Annotated in this window: 24 protein-coding genes, 1 tRNA gene and 1 pseudogene; 12 read left to right on the top strand and 14 right to left on the bottom strand. The window is 62.6% G+C overall.

All coding sequences use genetic code 11. From position 1 onward, the window contains the following. Window positions 1-51: 51 nt before the first annotated feature. Together KUG41_RS12160 and KUG41_RS12165 are read left to right on the top strand one after the other, a co-directional pair. On the top strand, window positions 52-216 hold the full coding sequence (locus tag KUG41_RS12160; RefSeq protein WP_216904441.1) for a hypothetical protein: 165 nt from the start codon (window positions 52-54) through the stop codon (window positions 214-216). A 383-nt stretch (window positions 217-599) separates the two neighbouring features. Beyond that, window positions 600-1,415, top strand: coding sequence for a hypothetical protein (locus tag KUG41_RS12165; RefSeq protein WP_216904443.1), 816 nt, complete (start codon window positions 600-602; stop codon window positions 1,413-1,415). An 89-nt stretch (window positions 1,416-1,504) separates the two neighbouring features. On the opposite strand, the gene KUG41_RS12170 is transcribed toward KUG41_RS12165, so the two are convergent. The 3 genes from KUG41_RS12170 to KUG41_RS12180 all read right to left on the bottom strand — a co-directional run bounded on the left by KUG41_RS12170 (window position 1,505) and on the right by KUG41_RS12180 (window position 3,596). Next, on the bottom strand, window positions 1,505-2,110 hold the full coding sequence (locus KUG41_RS12170) for a flavin reductase family protein (RefSeq protein WP_216904445.1): 606 nt from the start codon (window positions 2,108-2,110) through the stop codon (window positions 1,505-1,507). A gap of 75 nt (window positions 2,111-2,185) precedes the next feature. Next, window positions 2,186-2,407 carry a hypothetical protein gene (locus tag KUG41_RS12175; protein WP_216904447.1) on the bottom strand — a complete coding sequence of 74 codons (222 nt, stop codon included), beginning with the start codon at window positions 2,405-2,407 and terminating at the stop codon, window positions 2,186-2,188. 289 nt (window positions 2,408-2,696) lie between these two features. After that, a complete protein-coding gene (locus KUG41_RS12180) occupies window positions 2,697-3,596 on the bottom strand; it encodes a metal ABC transporter solute-binding protein, Zn/Mn family (protein WP_254217215.1) in 900 nt (299 codons plus the stop codon). Window positions 3,597-4,206: 610 nt separating this feature from the next. Between KUG41_RS12180 and KUG41_RS12185 the strand changes: the two genes are divergently transcribed. After that, window positions 4,207-4,596, top strand: coding sequence for a hypothetical protein (locus KUG41_RS12185; RefSeq protein ID WP_216904451.1), 390 nt, complete (start codon window positions 4,207-4,209; stop codon window positions 4,594-4,596). Window positions 4,597-4,907: 311 nt separating this feature from the next. Beyond that, entirely contained in the window at window positions 4,908-5,030 is a 123-nt protein-coding gene (locus KUG41_RS15845) for a hypothetical protein (protein ID WP_256438945.1), read from the top strand. A 12-nt stretch (window positions 5,031-5,042) separates the two neighbouring features. On the opposite strand, the gene msrA is transcribed toward KUG41_RS15845, so the two are convergent. Continuing rightward, window positions 5,043-5,750 (bottom strand): peptide-methionine (S)-S-oxide reductase MsrA, encoded by a 708-nt coding sequence (gene msrA / locus KUG41_RS12190; protein WP_254217216.1) that lies wholly within the window; start codon window positions 5,748-5,750, stop codon window positions 5,043-5,045. Between the two features lie 521 nt (window positions 5,751-6,271). Here msrA and KUG41_RS12195 point away from each other — a divergent pair. Then, the gene (locus KUG41_RS12195; protein WP_216904454.1) at window positions 6,272-6,454 is read left to right on the top strand and encodes a CsbD family protein; all 183 of its coding nucleotides are present in this window, start codon (window positions 6,272-6,274) and stop codon (window positions 6,452-6,454) included. A 147-nt stretch (window positions 6,455-6,601) separates the two neighbouring features. Here the strand turns inward: KUG41_RS12195 and KUG41_RS12200 are convergent, their stop codons facing one another. Next, window positions 6,602-6,859: a hypothetical protein gene (locus KUG41_RS12200; RefSeq protein WP_216904455.1), complete on the bottom strand. Its 258-nt coding sequence runs from the start codon at window positions 6,857-6,859 to the stop codon at window positions 6,602-6,604. Between the two features lie 96 nt (window positions 6,860-6,955). Here KUG41_RS12200 and KUG41_RS12205 point away from each other — a divergent pair, with 96 nt between their 5' ends. The 4 genes from KUG41_RS12205 (at window position 6,956) to KUG41_RS12220 (ending at window position 9,596) form a co-directional block, all read left to right on the top strand. Further along, on the top strand, window positions 6,956-7,597 hold the full coding sequence (locus KUG41_RS12205) for a fructokinase (protein WP_216904456.1): 642 nt from the start codon (window positions 6,956-6,958) through the stop codon (window positions 7,595-7,597). A 335-nt stretch (window positions 7,598-7,932) separates the two neighbouring features. Beyond that, complete coding sequence (locus KUG41_RS12210) at window positions 7,933-8,127, top strand: hypothetical protein (protein ID WP_216904457.1); 195 nt, start codon at window positions 7,933-7,935, stop codon at window positions 8,125-8,127. Window positions 8,128-8,266: 139 nt separating this feature from the next. After that, window positions 8,267-8,422 carry a hypothetical protein gene (locus KUG41_RS12215; RefSeq protein WP_254217218.1) on the top strand — a complete coding sequence of 52 codons (156 nt, stop codon included), beginning with the start codon at window positions 8,267-8,269 and terminating at the stop codon, window positions 8,420-8,422. Between the two features lie 364 nt (window positions 8,423-8,786). After that, window positions 8,787-9,596 carry a YcgJ family protein gene (locus tag KUG41_RS12220; RefSeq protein ID WP_216904459.1) on the top strand — a complete coding sequence of 270 codons (810 nt, stop codon included), beginning with the start codon at window positions 8,787-8,789 and terminating at the stop codon, window positions 9,594-9,596. 487 nt (window positions 9,597-10,083) lie between these two features. On the opposite strand, the gene KUG41_RS12225 is transcribed toward KUG41_RS12220, so the two are convergent. Further along, window positions 10,084-10,482 carry a hypothetical protein gene (locus tag KUG41_RS12225; protein ID WP_216904461.1) on the bottom strand — a complete coding sequence of 133 codons (399 nt, stop codon included), beginning with the start codon at window positions 10,480-10,482 and terminating at the stop codon, window positions 10,084-10,086. Window positions 10,483-10,655: 173 nt separating this feature from the next. Between KUG41_RS12225 and KUG41_RS12230 the strand changes: the two genes are divergently transcribed. Beyond that, entirely contained in the window at window positions 10,656-10,850 is a 195-nt protein-coding gene (locus KUG41_RS12230) for a hypothetical protein (protein ID WP_216904463.1), read from the top strand. Between the two features lies 1 nt (window position 10,851). Here the strand turns inward: KUG41_RS12230 and KUG41_RS12235 are convergent, their stop codons facing one another. Further along, the gene (locus KUG41_RS12235; protein ID WP_216904465.1) at window positions 10,852-11,073 is read right to left on the bottom strand and encodes a DUF1651 domain-containing protein; all 222 of its coding nucleotides are present in this window, start codon (window positions 11,071-11,073) and stop codon (window positions 10,852-10,854) included. A 317-nt stretch (window positions 11,074-11,390) separates the two neighbouring features. Between KUG41_RS12235 and KUG41_RS12240 the strand changes: the two genes are divergently transcribed. Further along, window positions 11,391-13,817 carry an ATP-dependent RecD-like DNA helicase gene (locus tag KUG41_RS12240; protein ID WP_254217219.1) on the top strand — a complete coding sequence of 809 codons (2,427 nt, stop codon included), beginning with the start codon at window positions 11,391-11,393 and terminating at the stop codon, window positions 13,815-13,817. 44 nt (window positions 13,818-13,861) lie between these two features. On the opposite strand, the gene KUG41_RS12245 is transcribed toward KUG41_RS12240, so the two are convergent. Continuing rightward, window positions 13,862-14,044, bottom strand: a complete 183-nt coding sequence (locus KUG41_RS12245; RefSeq protein WP_197170396.1) for a metallothionein — start codon at window positions 14,042-14,044, stop codon at window positions 13,862-13,864. 469 nt (window positions 14,045-14,513) lie between these two features. Between KUG41_RS12245 and KUG41_RS12250 the strand changes: the two are divergent. Beyond that, window positions 14,514-16,126, top strand: a pseudogene (locus KUG41_RS12250) (IS3 family transposase). A gap of 944 nt (window positions 16,127-17,070) precedes the next feature. On the opposite strand, the gene KUG41_RS12255 reads toward KUG41_RS12250, so the two are convergent. The 6 genes from KUG41_RS12255 to KUG41_RS12280 all read right to left on the bottom strand — a co-directional run bounded on the left by KUG41_RS12255 (window position 17,071) and on the right by KUG41_RS12280 (window position 19,473). Beyond that, window positions 17,071-17,247 (bottom strand): hypothetical protein, encoded by a 177-nt coding sequence (locus KUG41_RS12255; protein WP_216904466.1) that lies wholly within the window; start codon window positions 17,245-17,247, stop codon window positions 17,071-17,073. A 25-nt stretch (window positions 17,248-17,272) separates the two neighbouring features. Beyond that, window positions 17,273-17,452: a thermonuclease family protein gene (locus KUG41_RS12260; RefSeq protein WP_216904468.1), complete on the bottom strand. Its 180-nt coding sequence runs from the start codon at window positions 17,450-17,452 to the stop codon at window positions 17,273-17,275. Window positions 17,453-17,662: 210 nt separating this feature from the next. Continuing rightward, complete coding sequence (locus tag KUG41_RS12265; protein WP_216904469.1) at window positions 17,663-18,490, bottom strand: class I SAM-dependent methyltransferase; 828 nt, start codon at window positions 18,488-18,490, stop codon at window positions 17,663-17,665. 91 nt (window positions 18,491-18,581) lie between these two features. Further along, complete coding sequence (locus KUG41_RS12270; RefSeq protein ID WP_216904471.1) at window positions 18,582-18,974, bottom strand: hypothetical protein; 393 nt, start codon at window positions 18,972-18,974, stop codon at window positions 18,582-18,584. Window positions 18,975-19,210: 236 nt separating this feature from the next. Next, window positions 19,211-19,291 carry a DUF1651 domain-containing protein gene (locus KUG41_RS16165; protein WP_216904629.1) on the bottom strand — a complete coding sequence of 27 codons (81 nt, stop codon included), beginning with the start codon at window positions 19,289-19,291 and terminating at the stop codon, window positions 19,211-19,213. A 108-nt stretch (window positions 19,292-19,399) separates the two neighbouring features. Then, window positions 19,400-19,473: transfer RNA gene (locus KUG41_RS12280), tRNA-Pro, on the bottom strand. Between the last annotated feature and the right edge of the window lie 313 nt (window positions 19,474-19,786).

The following is a 19,786-nucleotide window of genomic DNA, read 5'->3' on the forward strand; positions in this document are numbered from 1 at the left end:
CATCGGCAGCAAGCCATCAATGCCCCGGTTTCTGGATCGGAGCAGGCCGTGATGCCGTTCTCGGAAACAGTGAACGCCGATCCGCAACGACTCGAAGGCGTCATGCACGCGCTGAACGGTTCGTCGACTGCCGAGCGCAAGATCGCCTCCGCCGGGCCTGCGAAGCACTGCCGGAAGGGGCGCCTTGATCGTGATCGCGTTCGCCGACGCGGTTGACGTCTCCGTCGCCGAGTTCCGCGACTGGCGGCAAGGGCTTGCACGTCGGGCTGAACTGAGGACTGACAGACCTTGGATGCCCCATCCGGCCCTCTGGCGATGGACTGCTCTCCCCTGCGGCAGTCTGATCCGAAAAATGCCGCCCTGCAGCCTGGGGGGAAGGACCTGGAAGGAGTCCTGGGGAAGCTATCCGTGATTGCAGGAAGCATCGTCTGCACGGCCAGCCACCACTGATCCGACGTGGTGATCCCAGGGGCACGGGCTAATGACCGGAGTCCTCCGAGGATGGAGGTGGGGCCATCTCTCGGCATCACAGGTAGGCTGAAGACAGCTGTTGGGCTGGAGGATTCATGAGTGAATCACCATCAGAACATGGGTCCTCGTTGGTCAAGAACCTGAGCATCTTCACGGCCTCGGTGGTATCCCTCTCCGGTGCCTTCCAGGCCTGGAGCTCTGTGAGAATCACCCAGGCTCTGGAGGAGGCCAGGAGGACCCAGGCCTTTTCCCGGCAGATTCTCGATCAGATGGATAATCTGACCGGGGAGAACGAGACCAAGGGAAAGGTGGCTCTGGTTGGGCTGTATGTGATTGCGGCCAATGAAAAAGACAAGCTGAACATTGCCAATATCGCCCTTCAAAGCGGGAAGAACAGCCTTCGGGACGCAGCGGCCTTTCTTCTGAAGCAGGAGTGCAAGGAGACTCCACAGCTATCGACCTGCAAGACCGCTCTGGAGTTGTTGGCGCGAACCGAAGATATCAATGTGCAGAAGCAGATTCGCAAGGAAGAGCAGAAGAATGTTGCTGCCAACGGTTTTCGCTCAGAGGACCAGGTGGTGAACGTGCAGGTTCAGGCATCACCTGTGGCCTTGGCACTGGAGGAGATCACCACTGCCAAGATCGCTGAATCCGATCTGCAGGGATGGATCTACATCGGCAAGGCGGATGCATCCGGCAATCTCAAAGAGGACCGCACCATCAGCACCAGAACCAAGCCGGCTCCAAATTCCGATGTCACCACCACCACCTCGGTGTACCTCAGGGACCAGGGCACGATCCGCTCGGGATCGTCTCTTGGCATCATTCCCAGAGGGCAGGCCCTGAAGGTCTTTGCCGTCAGCTCGTCCCCCCTGGGAGAAGGCATCGAGGCCGTCTGGGCCAAGGTGACGACCCGCAGGAGTTCGTTGCAGCGTGTGCCCTGAGGCCCATCCTCCTGCGGACGGGAAGCCATCGACACCTGCCAGCCAGCAGGGATCAGGGCTGCTGCTGGATGAGGAGGGTGAGGGGAGCGTCAGTCGGGGCGGATCATCTCGAAGCGGTCGTCAGTGCGGCAGTACCAGTGCGGTGAGGCCATGCGACCGATGGTGTGCAGCTTCTCGCTGATCACCCGCTGACCCGCGGCATCGAACAGTTCGTCGCGGAGGTGCACCCGCACGATCAGCCCGATCACCAGGCGATTGAGCCCCACCTCCAGGGTGCCCCATGCCTTGCACTCCAGACTGGCAGGGGCCTCCGTGATCCGTGGCGGCCGCACCACGGAGCAGGGAGCCACGTGCAGCCCGCAGAGTTCCAGCTCGCTCTGTCCGAAGGGTAAGGATGTGGCGCAGAGGTTCATCGCCTCCGCCATGGCTTCGTCCACCAGATTCACCACGAACTCCTGGGAGGTCCGCACATTCAGGGCCGTGTCCTTGGGGGTGCCATCCCCCCGGTCGCCCGGAGCGAACACACAGATCGGTGGCCAGGCTCCCATCAGGTTGAAGAAGCTGAAGGGGGCCACGTTGATCCGCTCCTGCCCATCGAAGGTCGTCACCAGGGCGATGGGTCGCGGTGTGACCAGGCTGGCGAGGATGCCGTAGGCCCGCCCCGCCAGTTCGGGGGCATCAAGGTCAAGTTCCATGGAATGGGGTCGAAGCAGGGGGCGAGCCGCTCGGCTGCCAGCGCCGGATCCTGGCTCACCAGGGCCATCCAATCATCATTCTGGGGGCGCGGCCTGGGTGAAGCGGTTGTAGAGCCACCAGCCGAAGGCTCCCCAGAGCAGTGTCCACAGGGAGAAGGTGGTGGCGGTGCCCAGCTGGCCGGTTTCCAGGGAATAGACCCCCAGCTGGATCAGACCGGCATCGATCAGCGAGCCACCCACACCCCAGCCCAGCACCCAGCTCACCATGAAGCCGATGGCCGCGAGGTTGGTGGTCATGGGTCCTGGCGCAATGGGGCGATCCTGCCACCCGGCGCCGGCCTTTGTGGGGGGACGTTCCCACTGGCGGGTTTGCCGTACTGACAACCACCAGGCGCGTTCCTATCCATTGGATAGAGACCACGACCCGGGTGGTGCTGCGAGTCCACAGTCCGGCAACCGGTCCAAGGGCGCCCGACACGGGGCGCCCTTCCTACTGGGGAAAGACTGGCAGAAGGAAGGCAGGATCGGGACAACGGTGCTCTGCCCTCGGACGGGTCTTCCCTGCATGGAAGAATTTGGCAGTGGCTTATCCGCCGAAGGCCTGGAGCAGATCGGCCACGTTCCGGCGCATGATGCGGAAGTAGGTGCCCGGATCCTCGGCCGCCTGGGCACTGCCGGTCTCCATCGGGTCGAACACACTGATGGTCAGGCCCAGATCCCCGGCCAGGGCATTGAAGGAACGGTTGCCTTGCTGCGGCTCGCTGACCAGGGCCCGGAGCTGGGTGCGCTCCACCTCGGTGGCCACGCGCTGCAGATCGGCGGGGGTGGGGTTCAGTTCCGGCACATCCACCAGGTAGTCGGCCTTGAGGCCGTAGCGCTCCGCGAAGTAGGGGGCAAAGTCGTGGAAGGCCACGAAGGTCTTGCCGCGGAAGGGCGCGAGCCGGCCGTTGATCTCGGTGTCGAGCTCCCGCAGCCGGGTGATGTAGGCCTGGGCATTGCGGCGATAGCCCTCGGCGCAGCTGGGGTCGGCCCTGACCAGGCCGTCGCGGATCGTTTCCACCTGCCGGACAGCCCGCAGCGGATCCAGCCAGATGTGCGGATTCACGTCGCCATGGGCATGGCCGTGGCCGTGATCGGCTGCCGCCGGAGAGGCGAGCGTGGCGACGCCGCGGCTTGAATCGATCACCACCAGGGCGGGGTTCTCGGCCGAAGCCACGAGCTTGTCGAGGAAGCCTTCCAATCCAAGACCGTTCTTGATCAGCACCTGCGCCCCACGCAGGGCCACCAGATCACCTGGTTTGGCCTGAAAATCATGGGGACCTGTGCCGGGGGGCATCAGGGAGGTGACTGCCGCACAATCCCCCGCCACGGCCCGGGTGAACAGGGTCATCGGCAGGAAGGTGGTGACCACCTTGAGGCCCTCGGTGCCGGAGCCCGACCCACTGCTCTGGCGCGGGGGACCGCAGGCCACAAGCGCCAGAGCCAATCCCAGCAGACCCGTGCACCGAAGCCAGGAGAACAGGACACCCATCGGGAATCAGGACGTTGGAGGGGCAGTGCGTGCGGGGATGAACGGCAGCTCGAAAGTAGCAGCCAGAAATAAGAACCATTCTCATCGTACATGGGTCCTGGTTCCGCTCCGGCAGCACCCATCAGGAGAAGTCGCCAGGAGCCTGCCAGGCCAGGAGGGCCCCCGATCGCATCTGTGCCATGGAGGCTGTCTGGATCGCCCCGCCCGGTCTTCCGGGGTTCTGAGCAAAACCAATCGGGGCGACAGGATTCGAACCTGCGATCTAGTTAGCGGGTCAGTTCTTCGATGCCGGTATGCAGGATGTGTTGCTCATCTGAGCTGGTCTGGGTTTTCTGGACAGGCCCCATCGTTAACCCCTCAAGCGGGGCACCGCCCCTGAAAGGGGCTCCCACTGATCCGCAAACTCCGTTCCCACAGCCCTGAGTTCAAGGCCTTGCCCAAGGCCTTCCGATTGAGGTCATCCGCTCTGCTCTGCCGGGTCGGTCCTTGTGAGCATCCTGGGGAACGAGGCCGTGCCCGCGTCCGTTGATCCGCCAGGGTGGTGCGGCCCCGCTGGAAAGATTCCATGGCCGATGCTCCCTATCTCGTTGCCCTGGCCCTGGTGGAGTTCGGTGGCAAACGAGCGCTTCCGCTGACCGGCAAATCCCAGTCAGCTGCAGCTTCTGGATCCGTCGATCCTGGCGACGATGGTCGCAGCCTGGCGCTTGAGCTTCTGCTCCGCCTGTGGCAGCGCAGCGACGAGGGGCCTCTGCAACGGGCCGCTGGGGAGGCCAGCCTGCTGCTGGTGGAACTTCCACTGGAGACGATGAGCGAACAGCTGCCCCTGCTCAAGGCGAACTGGATCTCCGGTGGTGAGACGGAGGCGTTTCTACGCAGCCTGGAGGTACTCGTGTCCCGAGCCTGGCGGATCACGCTCGCCAAGTATGAGCCTGTCAGCTTCATCTCCTGGCCCTGATGCTGACGTGACCCCCTTTATCGGTCCAGGGCTTATGAGAGTGGGTGGTTGTGGTCATGCGGCAACTCCCTGTTGAGCTGCCTCCAGGGGTGTAGGCCCTGGGGGGCGGAATGGGTCCTCAGCACAGAGCCGATGCGTCAGCCCGGCGAGAGCCGACCGGGCCAGACAGATCAAGACCATGACGGCCACAGTGTGTGGGTCACGTCAGAAGCCTCTCGGCCCGGACAGCGATCTGCGCGCCAGCCGCGAGCTGGTGACGATCAATGCGAACGGCTCGTGCTTGGTGCTCGGCGTGGTGTGGAGCGGACACCTTGGGCACGGCAGCCATTGTGATCGGGAGAGCCGTCCAGCTGGTGGGATTGCTTCCGACCGGCACCTCCCGGGTGGCGATCGCCGTGGGCAGCGGCAGCGGCGCCCGCGACCACCTGCGCTGAGAGGACTCCCCGCTAGCGGTACAACCCAGGGAACTCCGCTTCAAGCCTGGCCACCTTGGGCTTGTCGTGGAACACCACGTAGGGATGGGTGGGGTTGCGGGCCACGAAGTCCTGGTGGTAGGCCTCGGCGGGGGTGAAGCCTCGCCAGGTCTCCACCGTGGTGGCGATCGGCTGCGGGAAGACCCCGGAGCGGTTCAGCTGGACGATGTAGGCCGTGGCCACCCGTCGCTGCTCGGGGTCGGCTGGGAAGATCGCCGAGCGGTACTGGCTGCCCACGTCGGGCCCCTGGCGATTCAGCTCGGTGGGGTCGTGGGCCACCGCGAAGAACACCTTCAGCAGCTGGCCATAGCTCACCTTGGCGGGGTCGTAGGTGATGCGGATGCCTTCGGCGTGGCCGGTGTTGCCGTTGCTCACTTGTTCGTAGTCGGCGGTGGCTGCCGGGCCGCCCGCGTAGCCGGTCACCACCTCCGTGACGCCCTTCACGTGCTCGAACACCGCCTCCATGCCCCAGAAACACCCTCCAGCCAGCACCGCCGTGGCGGTTGCGGTCGAACCACCGGCAGAGGTCTCGACCACGGCCGGATCGGGGAGGTCTTTCGCGGAGGCGGCCTGCAGCCGGGGGACGACGGCGGCGGCCAACAGTCCAGCTGCCAGCAGCCCCGCGGTGATCAGTCCGCCGGCAGCGGCCCTGCGAGCCAGAGGTTGGAGGGGGGAGGGCATGGAAGTAAGGGCACACACCTCAATACCGATGGAGGGGCCCATTGGATGGGCTGAAACCACATGGACACCATTTCGCCCCTCCTGCGGGCCTGGACGAGCAGGCCTCGGGCGACGGCGCCCCCTGGCAGGCCTGGGTCCTCGCCAACGTTCCAGCTCGCACTCGCGCCGAGCGCATCGCCCTGCGCCGTTGACGGGGACCTTGGACTGGTTTCCAGGGTCTACGTCACAAGCTCCGGCCAAGCCTCCTGGCTGGCCCCATCCTTCCCTTCATGAGGAGCGCAGGCGGAAGGTCTGGTTTCGGGGAGTGCCCTGCACGGATCCGCGGCCATGAAGCTGAACTGCTGACGACGCGCATCATTTCGCCCAGATCAGAGAATGGCTGAGTATCTTTCTTGATGTTTTAATGCAAGAGAGTTTAAGGAAGACTAAAGGTCGTCAGTGACTCGATGATCGGCTTCCTGATCAGACTGGGAGGGCACATCCTTGCCACATGGATGTGAACACACACAAAGGAGTCAGTCATGGGTTTGGGAAAAGACATCAAAGCCACCGCCAAGAACATCGAAGGCAAGGCTCAGGAGACCATTGGCAACATCACCGGTGACAAGAAGGATCAGCTGGCTGGCAAGGCCAAGCAAGTCCAGGCCAGCGGAGAACATGCCGTGGAAGACCTGAAGGACACAGTGCACGACGCTACCAACTAAAAGTCGCTCCATGATTGGATCGGCACCTCGATCAATGTTGCGGTGAACCACGCAATCGGTTTAGAGCTTGCCGATCCAGTTCTGGACATGCTTTTTATGCATGGCAGATCATTCTAGATGGCCAAGGGATTTGCCGATCCTTTCTCGTCAGCCGCAATGAAGCGTTTCCATGGCCAAATACAAAGAGGTAAACTGATAACCAACATAACGCAGCGGGCCATCAGCAACTAAGTAGAACGCAAAAGCCAACTGGACGAGCGTCTCAGGCAAGCCATCCTTGAGTGAAGAGCCTGCAACGGGCGATCCAAGGAAACTGGCACACTCTGGTGATGCAGATAGATCATCTGTTCCAAGACTTAGCCACTCGAACCTACGTGTATTTTGATCGGAGTTACTGAGGCTCAAGCTTGCTTCAGGCCTGGGGGTTAATCCTGTTCGCAGTATCTGATCTACAATCAGACTTTCTATTCTATGGCCTCTTCCCAGATGTTACCCACTGCCATGAGCGATCCACACATTCCAACTGTTGTTGATTTTTCCGCCCTCTTTAACGAAGCCTGCGCTTCCCATGAAACACCTGAGGGCCTCGTTGAAAACCTAATGCCACAGGTCTCAAAAACATCCTGGCTACTGATCACCAGCAACTCCCTTGTTGAGGCAACAGAGAGCACAACTCTGACGATGGTTCTTGAGCGTGCGATTCCACATGGCGTTTCCATCGCCCTTGACGTGGCCTGGCAACCTCATTCCTGGGGCCTAGAGCCAGGCTCTCAACCGCCGCCGGAGGTCCTGAGACGTTTTCTCCCATTGGCCCAAGAGGCAGCCTTGATCCACTGCACCCCAGAAGAAGCCGATGACTTCTTTTCCTCTCACGATCCCTTGGCGATTCACAGTTCACTCTCTCAGCGTCCAGGGGTGGCCATCACAGGGACTGATGGATCTGTTCGTTGGTGCTTGGGTGGAAGGATGGGCACCATGGAGACGCGGATGCACGATGATCAAGCAAGCTTCTTCTCTGCTCTGATCAAGTCTTTCGCTGAACATCCTGAGCTGCTGGGGAATGCTGGTGAGGGTCCTGGCACCGATGCTGCTGCCGATCCTGATGGGCTTACGGATGCCCTGCGTTCGGCAGCATCAACGTAAGCAACGTCTGATCGACCAGTCGTTGTTCAACAGCGTGGCTTGTTGAACAGGCACCATTCAGTGGTATCGATTGATTGGTATCACGTAAGTATCCATTGAGCTGGGTGGATGCCTCGCACAAGTCCTGGCATGCGTTGGCCCAGTTCAGTCAGGCGGCCCTGAACGGAGTTGCTGTTGCCCACACTGAGGTGGATGGCTTTTATTGGACAGGGCACCCTTCGCCACACGCAAGGCTGAACGCTGCGCTGGAGCGACCAGAGGCCACTACCGCCACCGTTAGTCCGTCAACCCTTCGGCTGCAGTTACCTTAGAATCTGGTCCCCGATGCAACTTCCTTGAAACAGATCGTTGGGCCGCTGCGTAGAGCTTTCATCTATGGCCTCATCAGTTACGCAGGACTTATTCTGATCAACAACTCAGAGCTTGACCTCCCCAATATGTGGATCGCCTATCTACCGATGTTTATCGGCGTTTATGTGGTGACACAGTGGTTGGACAAGCAATTCCGGGACAGGGGGCCTCAGGAATGATTGAGATGGTCAATTCAGGGAGTGAGCAGTACGTCCCTGGCGCTCTCTGACCGCCCCCTGGAACGCTGTTGGGAGTATCCGCCAACTGCCCGTTCAGCCCATACCCTTCTCCACCGCTGATATCTCCATCCAGCTGCTGATGGAAACGACCAACACCCTTCAGGAGATCGAGAGCTGCATGACGGCCCGTGCCTTCGGAGCCGTCCACAACCCGGAGAAGGGGCCAGCGGCGCGGCAAGTGCTTGAAGAGCTTCTGGAGTATCTGGATCGCACCAGCCCTGATGGGGAGATCTGATGCATCCCCCTCACCCCGGAGACCGTGGTCTCATGTCCCCCCAGTGCAAGGCGGATCCATCCACTGGCTGCCCGGACAGGGCGGACAGTGAGGTGGTTTGGGTTCTCTGGACAGGGTCCATCGTTAACCTCTGAGTCTCGCCACCGCCCCTGAGAAGGGGCTCCCACCATGAGCAAATGCCGCACCCATAGCCCCGAGTTCAAGGCACGGTGCGCGGCGACGATTAGGTAGCCGGCCGCCTGTGAAGTTGACACCGGGCAGCAGGTCACATTCTGTCTTACATGCGAACTCTGCAGTCATCAGACAGTCGCTTTACCAGAGTCTTAACTCCCTAAGCTTTATTAGAAAGCAGTTCCAAAGATCAATGATTTCCCTTCACGCCCGCCGTCGCCCACTCCATTCACTGCGCCAGGTGCTCACCCTGGGCGCTTTGGTGGCAGCACCTATGATCCTGCCGATGGCAGCAAAGGCCCTTGATTTTCCAAGGACGGGGGTGGTCTGTGACCAATCCAGACAGATCTGCTTCGACGCAAACGGAGCATCGGTAGAGCAGACCCGCACCAGCTTCGGAAACTGGGCCGCCCGCAATGTGCAATGCCAGCTAACTAACCAATGTCCCAGGAATGAGATCATGTTCAGCAGCGGTGAGCTTTGCGATCTGCAGCGCCGAATCTGCTGGCTGAATGGAACAACTCGCTCCAATATCAACACCAGCCTCAGTCGTCAGCTTTTCGGTGCTAACGGCCGCTGGAGTGATGGCAGCCAGACAGACAACAACTATCAGACACAAAACCGCCGAGCCAGCTGTCAGCTGAGCCAACGGGGGCGCATGCTCTTCAACGGTGCATGCGATCTGCGCCGACGTAACGCCGACAACGGCATCGCCTACGTGGTCGAACTGCCAGACGGCCGTAAATATCGCTTTTTCAACCGTCAGGGCAAGCTGGTTCAGCGCAGCGGAAACCGCACCTGGGCAGCGCAATCCTGGATTGAAGGGGAAGACGTGAGGTTCCGCTGGAGTGACATGCAACTGGTCACCCGCCCTCCCGAACCCATAGCAGATCTCTATTCCTATCCTAACAACCAATATCCCAATAACCAATATCCCAATCCCAGCAATCCCACCCCCACTGGCACCTTCCTCCAAGGCCTTTTCAACTACCTGTTTCGCTGAGTAAGCGGTCATGGATCTAACGTCAGCCGTGCCTTTTATGGTCGGCTGACAAACTCAGATTCATTTTTGTCAGTACCGCAAGTAATCCTGACGCGACCCCCTCATTGCTCCAATCCCTATGAGAGCTGATGGGGTGATCAGGCCGCTTTCCATTGCTGGATGACTTCCAGGGGCGTACGTCCCTGGAGAGGCGAATACGGTAGCTAGGTGGTGTACTCCATCTTCTGTGAGGTGATCTGGCTTTTCTGGACAGGGCCCATCGTCAACCTGTGAGGCGGCCACCGCCTCCGCAAGGGGTTCTCACCCATCAGCAAACCCAGCACCCACAGCCCTGAGTTCAAGACCAGGGTCGCCATGGAGGTGATCAGTTGCCGCAAGACGCTCTAAGAGATCGCTGCCGACCTCGTCGTCCACCCGATCTAGAATGCTGCTGAAATAGCTGCCAATCCGATGGATTTGCTGGAGCTGCTGAGACGGCGAGCGATCGTCAAGGCTCCGTACCCTTAGGCGCAGGGTTGTAATACACAGTGCAGCGATAGCGGTCGTCGCCACGGACATTGATGTCCACACAACTGACCTTGGTCATGACGGCTCCGGCCGGTATCTGGCCGATGGCCAGTTGGCGGGCCGCCTGAAGGCTGAAGATCGATTCGACGGTCATGCTGTCGGCATGGGCTTGTAAGGGCCACAGCAAAAGGGTCAGCGGGATAGCTAGGGGCACTAAGCGATGCATGGGAGGAACTGTTTGGTGATATTCCAGTTGTAGCAACACATCAAGATCCTGCCCTTGGTGGCGTCGGATTTCTCTATAGTGACGAATAACGATCCTCGGGCTGGATGGTGCATCGGGAAACAGGGAGTTTCCACCGAGTACTCCTACCCTCATCCCTGTATCTCCTTCGCATGCCCCCACGCCACTAGGCACTTGGCTCTCCTCATGCGATGAGGCCTTGGGGGGAAGGTGTCTTGGCGACAGCCATCCAGCCTGCCGCTCGCCTCAACCATGACCACTCCCGGGAACTCTGGAGAGACCTCCTGCCCCAGTCCATCTCCAGATCCATGCCCTCTTCCATCGCTGACATCTCCATCCAGCTCCTGATGGGCACCACCAACACCCTGCAGGCGATCGAGAGCCGGATGACGGCAAGAGCCTTCGGCGCCGTCCCCAACCCACAGAGAGGACTGGATGTCCTGCGGGTGCCTGAAGAGCTGCTGGTGGTTCCGGACCGCTCCAGCCCCGATGGGGTGATCTGAACTACCACTGCGGCTCGACGCGACTCCACCCCTCCATTTGAAGCTTCCTCCACTGCTCCACCGCCTGCTTGCGGGGAAGTCGCTCCCGGCGCTTCAGCAGTGCCGCCTGCCCTGGCAACGGCTCCCCGAGGTCGATGAGGATCAGCGCCTCGTAGCGAGCGGTGAGGTCTCGATGGAAGCGGAGGACGTTGCGCCCGTCGGGCGCTTGGAGCCAGCCGTCCATGGGAAACGAGTAGTACGAACGTATCTTCCCTTGCGGCAGGCCTCTGCGCCTCGGCGGCACTTGCCGCCCTGTTGCGGGGGAGGGGCATCAGCAATCCACTTCCGCACTGCAGCAGGGCCTGATCGCCCATGGGGAATACCTCACCTCCCGCTGCCGTGGCTGGACCGAGGACCTGGCCGCCAACTGGGCTGGTGCCCGGAGGTGGCATGAGCAAACGGCGTTCGCCAGCGGGGCTGGGTGCCTGAGACGGCGCCTCCGCTGAGGCGGTGGCCCTGGCCGAGAGACTGGGGGAGTGCATCAGCCCGCAGGAGGGTTGGTTGAGCGACGGCCGCCAGGTGCTGTGCTTTCGCCCGACCCGCTGGGAGCGCCAGGTCCTGCAGTTGGAGGTCACCACCGGTGAGCGGCTCCCGGATCAGGAGATCCGGTTGCTGAAATCACGCCGGGATTCGCCACCCACAAAGCTGAACACTGCAAAGGTGAGCCCACAGGCCACTTCCGCCCTGGCACGCCCGTCTCCCACCGACCCTGCCCAGGCCAGCCCGCAGCCGACTGAGGTGCTGGCTGGCTCGATTGAGCGGGTCACCTTCCACAACGCCGACAACGGCTTCTGCGTGCTGCGCATCAAGGCCCGCGGCCACCGCGACCTGGTGACGGTGGTCGGCCACGCCGCCGAGATCAGTTCCGGTGAATGGGTCACGGTTTCCGGCACCTGGGTGAACAGCCGGGAGCACGGCCAGCAGTTCAAGGCCTCCTTCCTGAAGGCCTCAGCGCCCACCACCGCAGAAGGCATCGAGAAGTACCTGGGCTCGGGGATGATCCGCGGAATCGGCCCGATCTACGCCAGCAAGCTCGTGGCGGTGTTCGGGGATCAGGTGTTCGAGGTGATCGAGCAGACCCCGGAGCGCCTGCGGGAGGTGCCGGGCATCGGCAAGGTGCGGGCCGGCCGGATCGCCCAGGCATGGGCCGATCAGAAGGTGGTGCGCGAAATCATGGTCTTCCTGCACAGCCATGGCGTCGGCACCGCCCGGGCCGTGCGGATCTTCAAGACGTACGGCAATGACGCCGTGCAGGTGATGGCCGAGAACCCCTACCGCCTGGCACGAGACATCCGCGGCATCGGCTTCCGCACCGCCGATGCGATCGCCGCGCGGCTGGGCATCAAGCCCGAAGCGATGATCCGTCTGCGGGCCGGGATCAATTACGCCTTGCTGGAGGCCAGCGGGGATGGCCACTGCGGCCTGCCCAGCGCCGAGCTGCTCAAGCTGGCCGCTGAGCTGCTTGCCGTCGAGCGTCCCGACGAGACCGGCGCCACCAGCCGGGTGCCCCTGGACGCAGGCCTGATCCAGAGCGCCCTCGCTCTGGAACGTGCCGAAGGCTCCGTCGTTGCCGACGTCCTGGCCGGTGAGCCGGCGATCTTCCTTTCCAAGTTGTACCGCGATGAGCAGGCGATCGCCACGGCACTCAAGGGCCTGAACCTGGGTGCTCCTCCCTGGGGAATGATCGATGTCTTCAAGGCCATCCCGTGGGTGGAACAACGCCTGGGCATCGAGCTGGCGGACAGCCAGAAGGCGGCTGTGCGGCAGACGCTGGCCTCCAAGCTGCTGGTGATCACTGGCGGGCCAGGAGTGGGGAAGACCACCTTGATCAACGCCATCCTGCGGATCCTGGCGGCTAAAAAGCTGCGGATCCTGCTGTGCGCCCCCACCGGTCGGGCCGCCAAGCGGATGGGCGAAGCCACCGGGCTGGAGGCCAAGACGATCCACCGGCTGCTGGAGTTCGACCCGGCGGCCTTTGGTTTCAAGCGCAGCGCCGAGCTGCCGCTGGAGTGCGATCTGCTGGTGGTGGATGAAACCTCGATGGTGGATGTGACCCTGATGGCCTCCCTGCTCGCCGCTCTCCCACCGAAGGCTGCCCTGCTGCTGGTGGGCGATGTGGACCAGCTGCCCTCGGTGGGGCCCGGCCAGGTGCTCGCCGATCTGATCAACAGCGGCGCCCTGCCGGTGGCCCGGCTCACGGAGGTGTTCCGCCAGGCGGCCTCCAGCCGCATCATCACCACCGCCCACGCCATCAACGCCGGCACCATCCCTGATCTGCGGCCCCCACCGGCTGAGGCCACCAGCGACTTCTATTTCCTTCCCGCCGAAACGCCCGAGCAGGCGGTGGCGTTGATCCTCAAGGTGGTGGGCGAGCGCATCCCGGCCCGCTTTGGCCTCGATCCGATCGCCCAGGTGCAGGTGCTCTGCCCGATGGCGCGTGGGGGCTGCGGGTCCCGCTCGCTCAACATCGAACTGCAGCAGCTGCTCAACCCCGACCCCACCGAGCAGGTGGAGCGTTTCGGCTGGCGCTTTGCCCCGGCCGACAAGGTGATGCAGGTGGCCAACGACTACGAGAAGGAGGTGTTCAACGGTGATGTGGGCACCGTGGAAACGATCGATGCCGATGCCAGTGAACTGACGGTGCGTTTTGACGGCCGGGAAGTGACCTACGGCTGGGGGGAACTCGACAACCTGGTGCCCGCCTACGCCTGCACGATCCACAAGAGTCAGGGCAGTGAATATCCAGCCGTGGTGATCCCCCTGCTCACCCAGCACTACGCGATGCTGCAGCGCAATCTGGTGTACACCGGCATCACCAGAGGCAAGCAGCTGGTGGTGCTGGTGGGCCAGAAGAAGGCCTTGGCGATGGCCATCAAAAACCACCTGGGCCGCCGGCGCTACACCAAGCTGGGGGAGTGGCTCCGCTGAGCGGCAGCTCCAGGGGAATCGGACCCGCAGAGGGCGGAACCGATTCAGCCATGGCATTCACAGCCACAGCCGGCGTGGCAGGGCTCACCGTTGGGGTGCCCTTTGGCGCAGACCTCGCTGCAGAACAGCAGGGCGCCGTTGCGGAACGGGCTGTCCTCTTGCACCGTGCAGTGGCAGCCGGGGCAGGCGCACTGCAGCGTGGCTGGTTTTTCCAGAGTCGTGGTCATGGCCTCTCCTTGCTCATGGCTGTTGGAACCATTCTGGTGCAGCCATCGATCGGGAGGATCGGCTGGCCGTACTGACGAGGTACCTTGGCGGATCGAGTAATGGATCAGTGGCCACGACCAGGGCAGCGCGAGCCCAGACCCTGCAACCGACCCAAGGGCGCCCGACACGGGGCGCCCTTCTCATTGGGGACCAGTGGAAGAAACAGCTGTTGGAGGGTGCCCCCCGAGGACGCTTCTGCCTGGCCTTTACCCCTTTGCATGAAGCCTTCCATCCGTTGCCTGCGCCTGCCATGGCTTCCTTCGGCATGACGGCCTCGGGGGGCCGTTCCCAGGGAAGCCCACACCAAGTGATTTGCGGCTGGCGTCACCCCTGCCCATGCCGCTTCAGCAGGACCCCCCTCTGCCAGGAAAGTTGACGCCTCTCCATCCCGACCATTTCAACCACCAGGGGGCCTGATGGAACCGATCGATGCGTCCTTACAGCGAAGCCGTCAAGGCTGATGTGCGCCGGCGGATGAGCCCGCCCCACCGCCAGAGCGTGGCGGCGATCGCCCAGGAGCTGGGCATCCACGTGATCACGCTCTACAAGTGGCGGAAGGCCTGGCGGCTGCAGGGGGAGGTGGTGCCGGCCACCCAGAAGGACCCGGAAGGATGGAGCCCTGCCGACAAGTTCACGGTGGTGCTGGAGACCGCCGGGCTGAACGCGACTGAACTGGGTGGATACTGCCGCGAGCGGGGGCTGTTCCCCGAGCAGGTGGGCCGCTGGCGCCAGGCAGCCCAGGATGCCAATGCCCAGCCGCTGCTGACGATGGCCGATCAGAAGGACCTCCAGAAGCGGCACCAGGCGGACCAGCGTGAGATCAAACGGCTCCAGCAGGAGCTGCGCCGCAAGGACAAGGCCCTGGCGGAGGCGGCGGCACTGCTGTAGCCGCAGGCTTCTGCGAAGCAGCACGCCTCAAAAAAGATCCAGGCCTACTGGGGCGAGGACGGGGGGGATTGACCGCGGCGGCCGATCGCCGCAAGGCCTTGGAGATCCTCGATGCCGCCGTGGCCGACGGGGCACGGGCCCGAGAGGTGGCCGCCTTGCTGGGCGTGGGGCTCACCACGCTGCAGCGCTGGCGGCGGCAGTTCGCAGGTGTAGGGGACGGCCTAGATGGCCGTAAAGGCAGCCATCGCCTGGTGTCTCATCGCCTGAGTGAGGAGGAACGCCAGCGGATTCTGCTCACCTGCAACCAGAGCGAGTTCGCGGCGTTGCCACCGGGTCAGATCGTGCCGATCCTTGCCGATCGGGGCCTGTATATCGGTTCTGAGCTCAGCTTCTACCGCGTGCTCCATGACCATGGCCAGGCCCATCGCCGTGGCCGTGCCCGGCCGCCCCAGGCCCCCCGCCCCGTGTCGCGGCTGGAGGCCAGAGGGCCCAATCAGGTCTGGAGCTGGGACATCACCTACCTGCCCACCAGCGTCCGTGGGGTGTGGCTGTATCTCTATCTGGTGCTCGACATCTGGAGCCGCAAGGTGGTGGCCTGGGATGTCGCCGAGCGGGAGGAGGCCCAGATCGCCGCTGATCTCGTCAGCAGGGCCTGCCTGCGGGAACGGATCAGCAAAAGCCGGCCCCAGCCTCTGATCCTCCATGCCGACAACGGCAACGCCATGAGGGCTGCCACGCTGGAGAGCCGGCTGGAGGAGCTGGGGGTGCTCAGATCCTTCTCCAGACCGAGGGGCAGTAACGACAACCCCTACTCGGAGTCGCTGTTCCGCACCGTGAAATACCGGCCGGACTACCCCCGCAGGCCATTCCGCAGCGTGGAAGAGGCCTGTGACTGGGCGTGTGCATTCGTGAGCTGGTACAACGATCAGCACCGCCACAGCGGCATCCGGTTCGTGACACCATCTCAGCGGCACAGCGGAGCAGCCGTTGAGATCAGCCGCCACCGTGCCCGGGTCTACGAGCAGGCCCGTCAGCATCATCCGCGCCGATGGAGTCGAACCACCCGCTGTTGGCGTCAGCCGGAGGTGGTCTGGATCAATCCTCCTCCTCCAGAAAACGGCATCACTCCGATTAAGTTGGTGATGGCCGCCTGATCAGCGGCAGGGGCGTCATCTTTCCTGGCAGCTACCGCAGTGGGAATCCCAGTCGCGTTGTTCATACATGTCCTGTGGCGCAGGTTGTAACTGTGTTCGGCGGGGGCTCCGGAACCGTTTCACGTTGGTCGAATCCCTGGAAAATCAACGGCTCTTCCGTGTTACTGACTTCTGCGTTGGCGGGAGGTGTACTGACTTCGGACTGGTTACTCAAAATCCTTTGCTGCCTTTGTTCCCACTCTGCATGTTCTTTGGCTTCTCTGTCTTGAGCGTTGCAACCTTCAAGACTGTGGGCTTCATCAAGCGTGGGGCCTGCAAGGCCTAGCAACAGTGCCAAGGCGATGACACGTAGGGAGCTCATGAAAATTCCTCGAATTGGGGCGGGGTGATCACGAATGGACGAAAAGCTGATGGACTGATTGACGTGTTGGCAATCAGGGCTGGCATATCTCAGGACATAAAACGTCAACTCAATGCTTGTGGGCTGAACTGCTCGACTATTCTTTGATTCTTCTTTGATTCTTCTTTGATTCTTCGTCCTCTTCTCTCACCTGACGAGCCCAGTTCTCTGGTCAATCTAGAGGTTGGCCAATCTTGAGGTTGGAGTCACAACAGCAGATAACTCTTTAATCATCATCTTGTTCCGGCCCAGGCGCCGTCGCGTGTGCATCGTTTTCACATAATGGAACATGGGCAGATTGGGAGTTGTTCCTCTCTGCCTCGGAGCACCCCCAGGAGAACGCTGCCGAGCGGTGTTCCGCCAGGATGCGATGGGTGGCCGGGGGAGGAGTCTTCCGGCGTATCCCCAGGTCAGTCCCGTCACCGTGGCGACCACGGGGGTGTCGGAGAACCGATCATGTTCCGCTCCCGTGAAGAACACGTCGCCGATGGCAAGGCGCGCCGAGCCACGCTGCCACGCGATGCCCATGGCGTGTGGGCGGCCCCTAACCACCGGCAGCCAGGCCCTGAGCCATGGCCTCGGCGCGATGGCGCAGCGGGCTGGGCAGCCAGGGGATCCAGGCCGGGTGAACGCACAGGCGGGGGCGGAGCTCCCAGCCAGCTCCCGCCAGGAGCGACGCCAGAGCGTCGGGCCTGGGCTGGGGGTAGGCGGGATTGATCACATCCTCGCTATCGAGGCCGCCCAGGTCATCGATCCCGGCCTCGATCGCCTCCGGCAGCCGTGCGGCCGTAGTGATCCAACGTCTGGGGCCTGAGGGTCACGCTTGAGCCCAGCCGCAACCGGCTCTGCAGATAGCGGCGGGCGTTGGCGCCATCGGGAGCCTGGGCCATCTCAGGGGCATCGATGCAGGCCAGCCGCACCGTCATCCGTTGCTGACCTTGAAGCACGCGGATCGTATCGCCATCGCCGATGGCGAGCACGTTGGCGCGCCCATCCGCCGACTGGCCAGGCCCCAGAAGCGAGCAGCCCAGGAGGAGGACTGCCGCCAACCCAGTTGCGAGGCCAAGGGTCCGGCCAAGGCGGAGGGATATCGGCAAGGGGGGGGGACGTCATCGGCGCTCGTCAGATGCTCGTGCTCAAACCCTTTGGGCCATCTGATACGCCGAGGTGTAAGTCAGCGGCACAGTGTCTCCGTGGATCTGCTGCAGGGCTCGCCTTAAGTCAGATGTCAGGGCTGCCTGCACATCCGGATCGAGGGCCAGAAAGGGCGAGTAGGTGGTCTGCAGGGTGAGGTAGTCATCGATCAAGAGGCTTCCCTCCACCAAAACCTGACCCCGATGGACAGCCTGAAACAGCGGGGAGTCCTTAAGCGGCTGCCCCAGGATTTCAAGAATCCCCGCCACCGTTCCGGCATCTTCATAGGGACGATCCAGCCGAGGGGCATGGCGACGAAGGATCGTCCGCAAGGCCTCATGGGTCTCGATCGGCGGCTGCAACTCCTTATTCCAGAGCAGAATCAACCAGTCGTTCGGCTTGAGGGCTCGCGCCGACTTCGGGTAGCCGATCTCCGGCGGGATCCAATGAAAGGAGCTGGCCGCCACCACCGCATCGAAGCACCCCGGCTGAATGTCCCACTCCTCCAAGGAGGTGGTCAGCAGCTCAACCTTCTCGAACGCTTCACAGGCCTTCTGAGCCAGCCGGCAGAACTCCGGGTTGGGCTCGATGGCCAAGATCCTGCACCCCAGCTCCGCGAAGGCCACCGTGGCCGTACCCGGCCCACAGCCCACCTCCAACAACGTGGAGGCAGCCGTCAGTCCGGCCTGAGCCACCACCGCCTCCACCAGTTGCTGCGGGTAGTGGGGCCGGGTGGCTGCATAGGCCTCTGCTGAAGGCGAATACCAGTGGCTGCGCTGCTCCACGCTTCTGGCTGCATAAGAGGCAACGGCCTCCTTGATCTCGGCCACTGGATCCATAGAGCCTCAGGGGTGACGCCAGACAACCCCAGCCTCTCGCGGGAGTCCGTCATCGTGGCGGGATGACGAAATCAGAGAAGTCTCAAGGGGGGGATGAGTGCAATCCCTCCAGCGCTATGCGCAGCTCACCGATGAACTCCTCATCCACCTCGGTGGCGGTGAGATCCTCGCCCACCAGGTCCTGGATCAGGGGGTAGGAGCGCACCCCGAACCATTTGCGGAACATCGGGTAGGTGCGCTCCGCCGGCCAGGTACCGGTGTCGCGATGCCAGTAGTCGAGCTCGGCCTCGAAAATCGCCTCGTAGACCTCGTCGAGGATTTCTTCGGCCTCCTTTTGCGTGTCGTAGTCGGGGATCAGATACAGGCAGGGCTCACTTGCGTCGGCCGCATCGACATCCAGATCCAGTTGCTTGGCCCAGTCAAGTAGTTTCTCGCTGGGGTAGAGCCCCACCGCGCAGCGGTTCACCACGGCCATGGCCCACCAGGCGGCATTGCCAAAACGCTACGCATGGCCAACGGAGCGGGCATGGTGCTGCCGGGGAAGCCAGACACCGTCCTGGAGAAGAGCCAGAGGCCTGCATCCCAGCCCAGCTGCAGGAAGGCTGAACGGGTCCCCATTGGGGACGGGTTCGACCCCTGACAAGGGACCGGATGTCCGGCTGGTGATGGCAGAGCTGCTGGATGTCCTGGACCGCAGTAGCACCGATGGGGTCATCTGACCAACCATTGCGGTTCGACGCGACACCACCCCTCTTTCTGAAGCTTCTTCCACTTCTCAACTGCTTGGTTCAGATGGGGATGCTGCGTAGCCCATCAGGGAGTGGGCGTTGCTCCAGCCTGACAAGGCTTCTGTCCAACCTCTGTCCAACCGGGAGTGGAAGCCAATCCCTGAAAACCCAATCGGGGCGACAGGATTCGAACCTGCGACCTAGTGCTCCCAAAGCACCCGCGCTACCAAGCTGCGCCACGCCCCGTCGGGCACACCTTAGGCCACTGGAGGCTGACGAGCATTGCGGTGACAGCCAGCCAGGACCTGTGAGGCGTCTTGGAATGGTGTTGGCGAGGATGCTGGCTTGGTCCAGCCAGCTTCCATCTGCACCATGATGGCGCCTTTCTGCTCTCACACAGCTCTCATGCCGGGAGGTGCTCAGGCGCCAGCCATGGGCAACCCCCGCTTCCCCCGTGTCCGTCCCGATGTGGGTGCGGGGATGAGGAGCGGTCTGCTCAGCAGCGTTGGTCGTGCTTGGTCAGTCTCGCCGATGCGAGGCAAAGCCAGGCTGTTCGCCC

Origin of the sequence: Synechococcus sp. CCY 9618, assembly GCF_019038415.1 — a bacterium.
In the GTDB taxonomy this organism is placed as follows: Bacteria; Cyanobacteriota; Cyanobacteriia; order PCC-6307; family Cyanobiaceae; genus Cyanobium.

Bases quoted from the DNA above. Each gene is read 5' to 3' on its own strand.
- KUG41_RS12160 (WP_216904441.1), top strand. From the start codon at position 52: ATGCCGTTCTCGGAAACAGTGAACGCCGATCCGCAACGACTCGAAGGC.
- KUG41_RS12170 (WP_216904445.1), bottom strand. From the start codon at position 2,110: ATGGAACTTGACCTTGATGCCCCCGAACTGGCGGGGCGGGCCTACGGC.
- KUG41_RS12175 (WP_216904447.1), bottom strand. From the start codon at position 2,407: ATGACCACCAACCTCGCGGCCATCGGCTTCATGGTGAGCTGGGTGCTG.
- KUG41_RS12185 (WP_216904451.1), top strand. From the start codon at position 4,207: ATGGCCGATGCTCCCTATCTCGTTGCCCTGGCCCTGGTGGAGTTCGGT.
- msrA (WP_254217216.1), bottom strand. From the start codon at position 5,750: ATGCCCTCCCCCCTCCAACCTCTGGCTCGCAGGGCCGCTGCCGGCGGA.
- KUG41_RS12195 (WP_216904454.1), top strand. From the start codon at position 6,272: ATGGGTTTGGGAAAAGACATCAAAGCCACCGCCAAGAACATCGAAGGC.
- KUG41_RS12205 (WP_216904456.1), top strand. From the start codon at position 6,956: ATGAGCGATCCACACATTCCAACTGTTGTTGATTTTTCCGCCCTCTTT.
- KUG41_RS12215 (WP_254217218.1), top strand. From the start codon at position 8,267: ATGGAAACGACCAACACCCTTCAGGAGATCGAGAGCTGCATGACGGCC.
- KUG41_RS12220 (WP_216904459.1), top strand. From the start codon at position 8,787: ATGATTTCCCTTCACGCCCGCCGTCGCCCACTCCATTCACTGCGCCAG.
- KUG41_RS12225 (WP_216904461.1), bottom strand. From the start codon at position 10,482: ATGAGGGTAGGAGTACTCGGTGGAAACTCCCTGTTTCCCGATGCACCA.
- KUG41_RS12230 (WP_216904463.1), top strand. From the start codon at position 10,656: ATGCCCTCTTCCATCGCTGACATCTCCATCCAGCTCCTGATGGGCACC.
- KUG41_RS12235 (WP_216904465.1), bottom strand. From the start codon at position 11,073: ATGGACGGCTGGCTCCAAGCGCCCGACGGGCGCAACGTCCTCCGCTTC.
- KUG41_RS12245 (WP_197170396.1), bottom strand. From the start codon at position 14,044: ATGACCACGACTCTGGAAAAACCAGCCACGCTGCAGTGCGCCTGCCCC.
- KUG41_RS12260 (WP_216904468.1), bottom strand. From the start codon at position 17,452: ATGACGGTGCGGCTGGCCTGCATCGATGCCCCTGAGATGGCCCAGGCT.
- KUG41_RS12270 (WP_216904471.1), bottom strand. From the start codon at position 18,974: ATGGCCGTGGTGAACCGCTGCGCGGTGGGGCTCTACCCCAGCGAGAAA.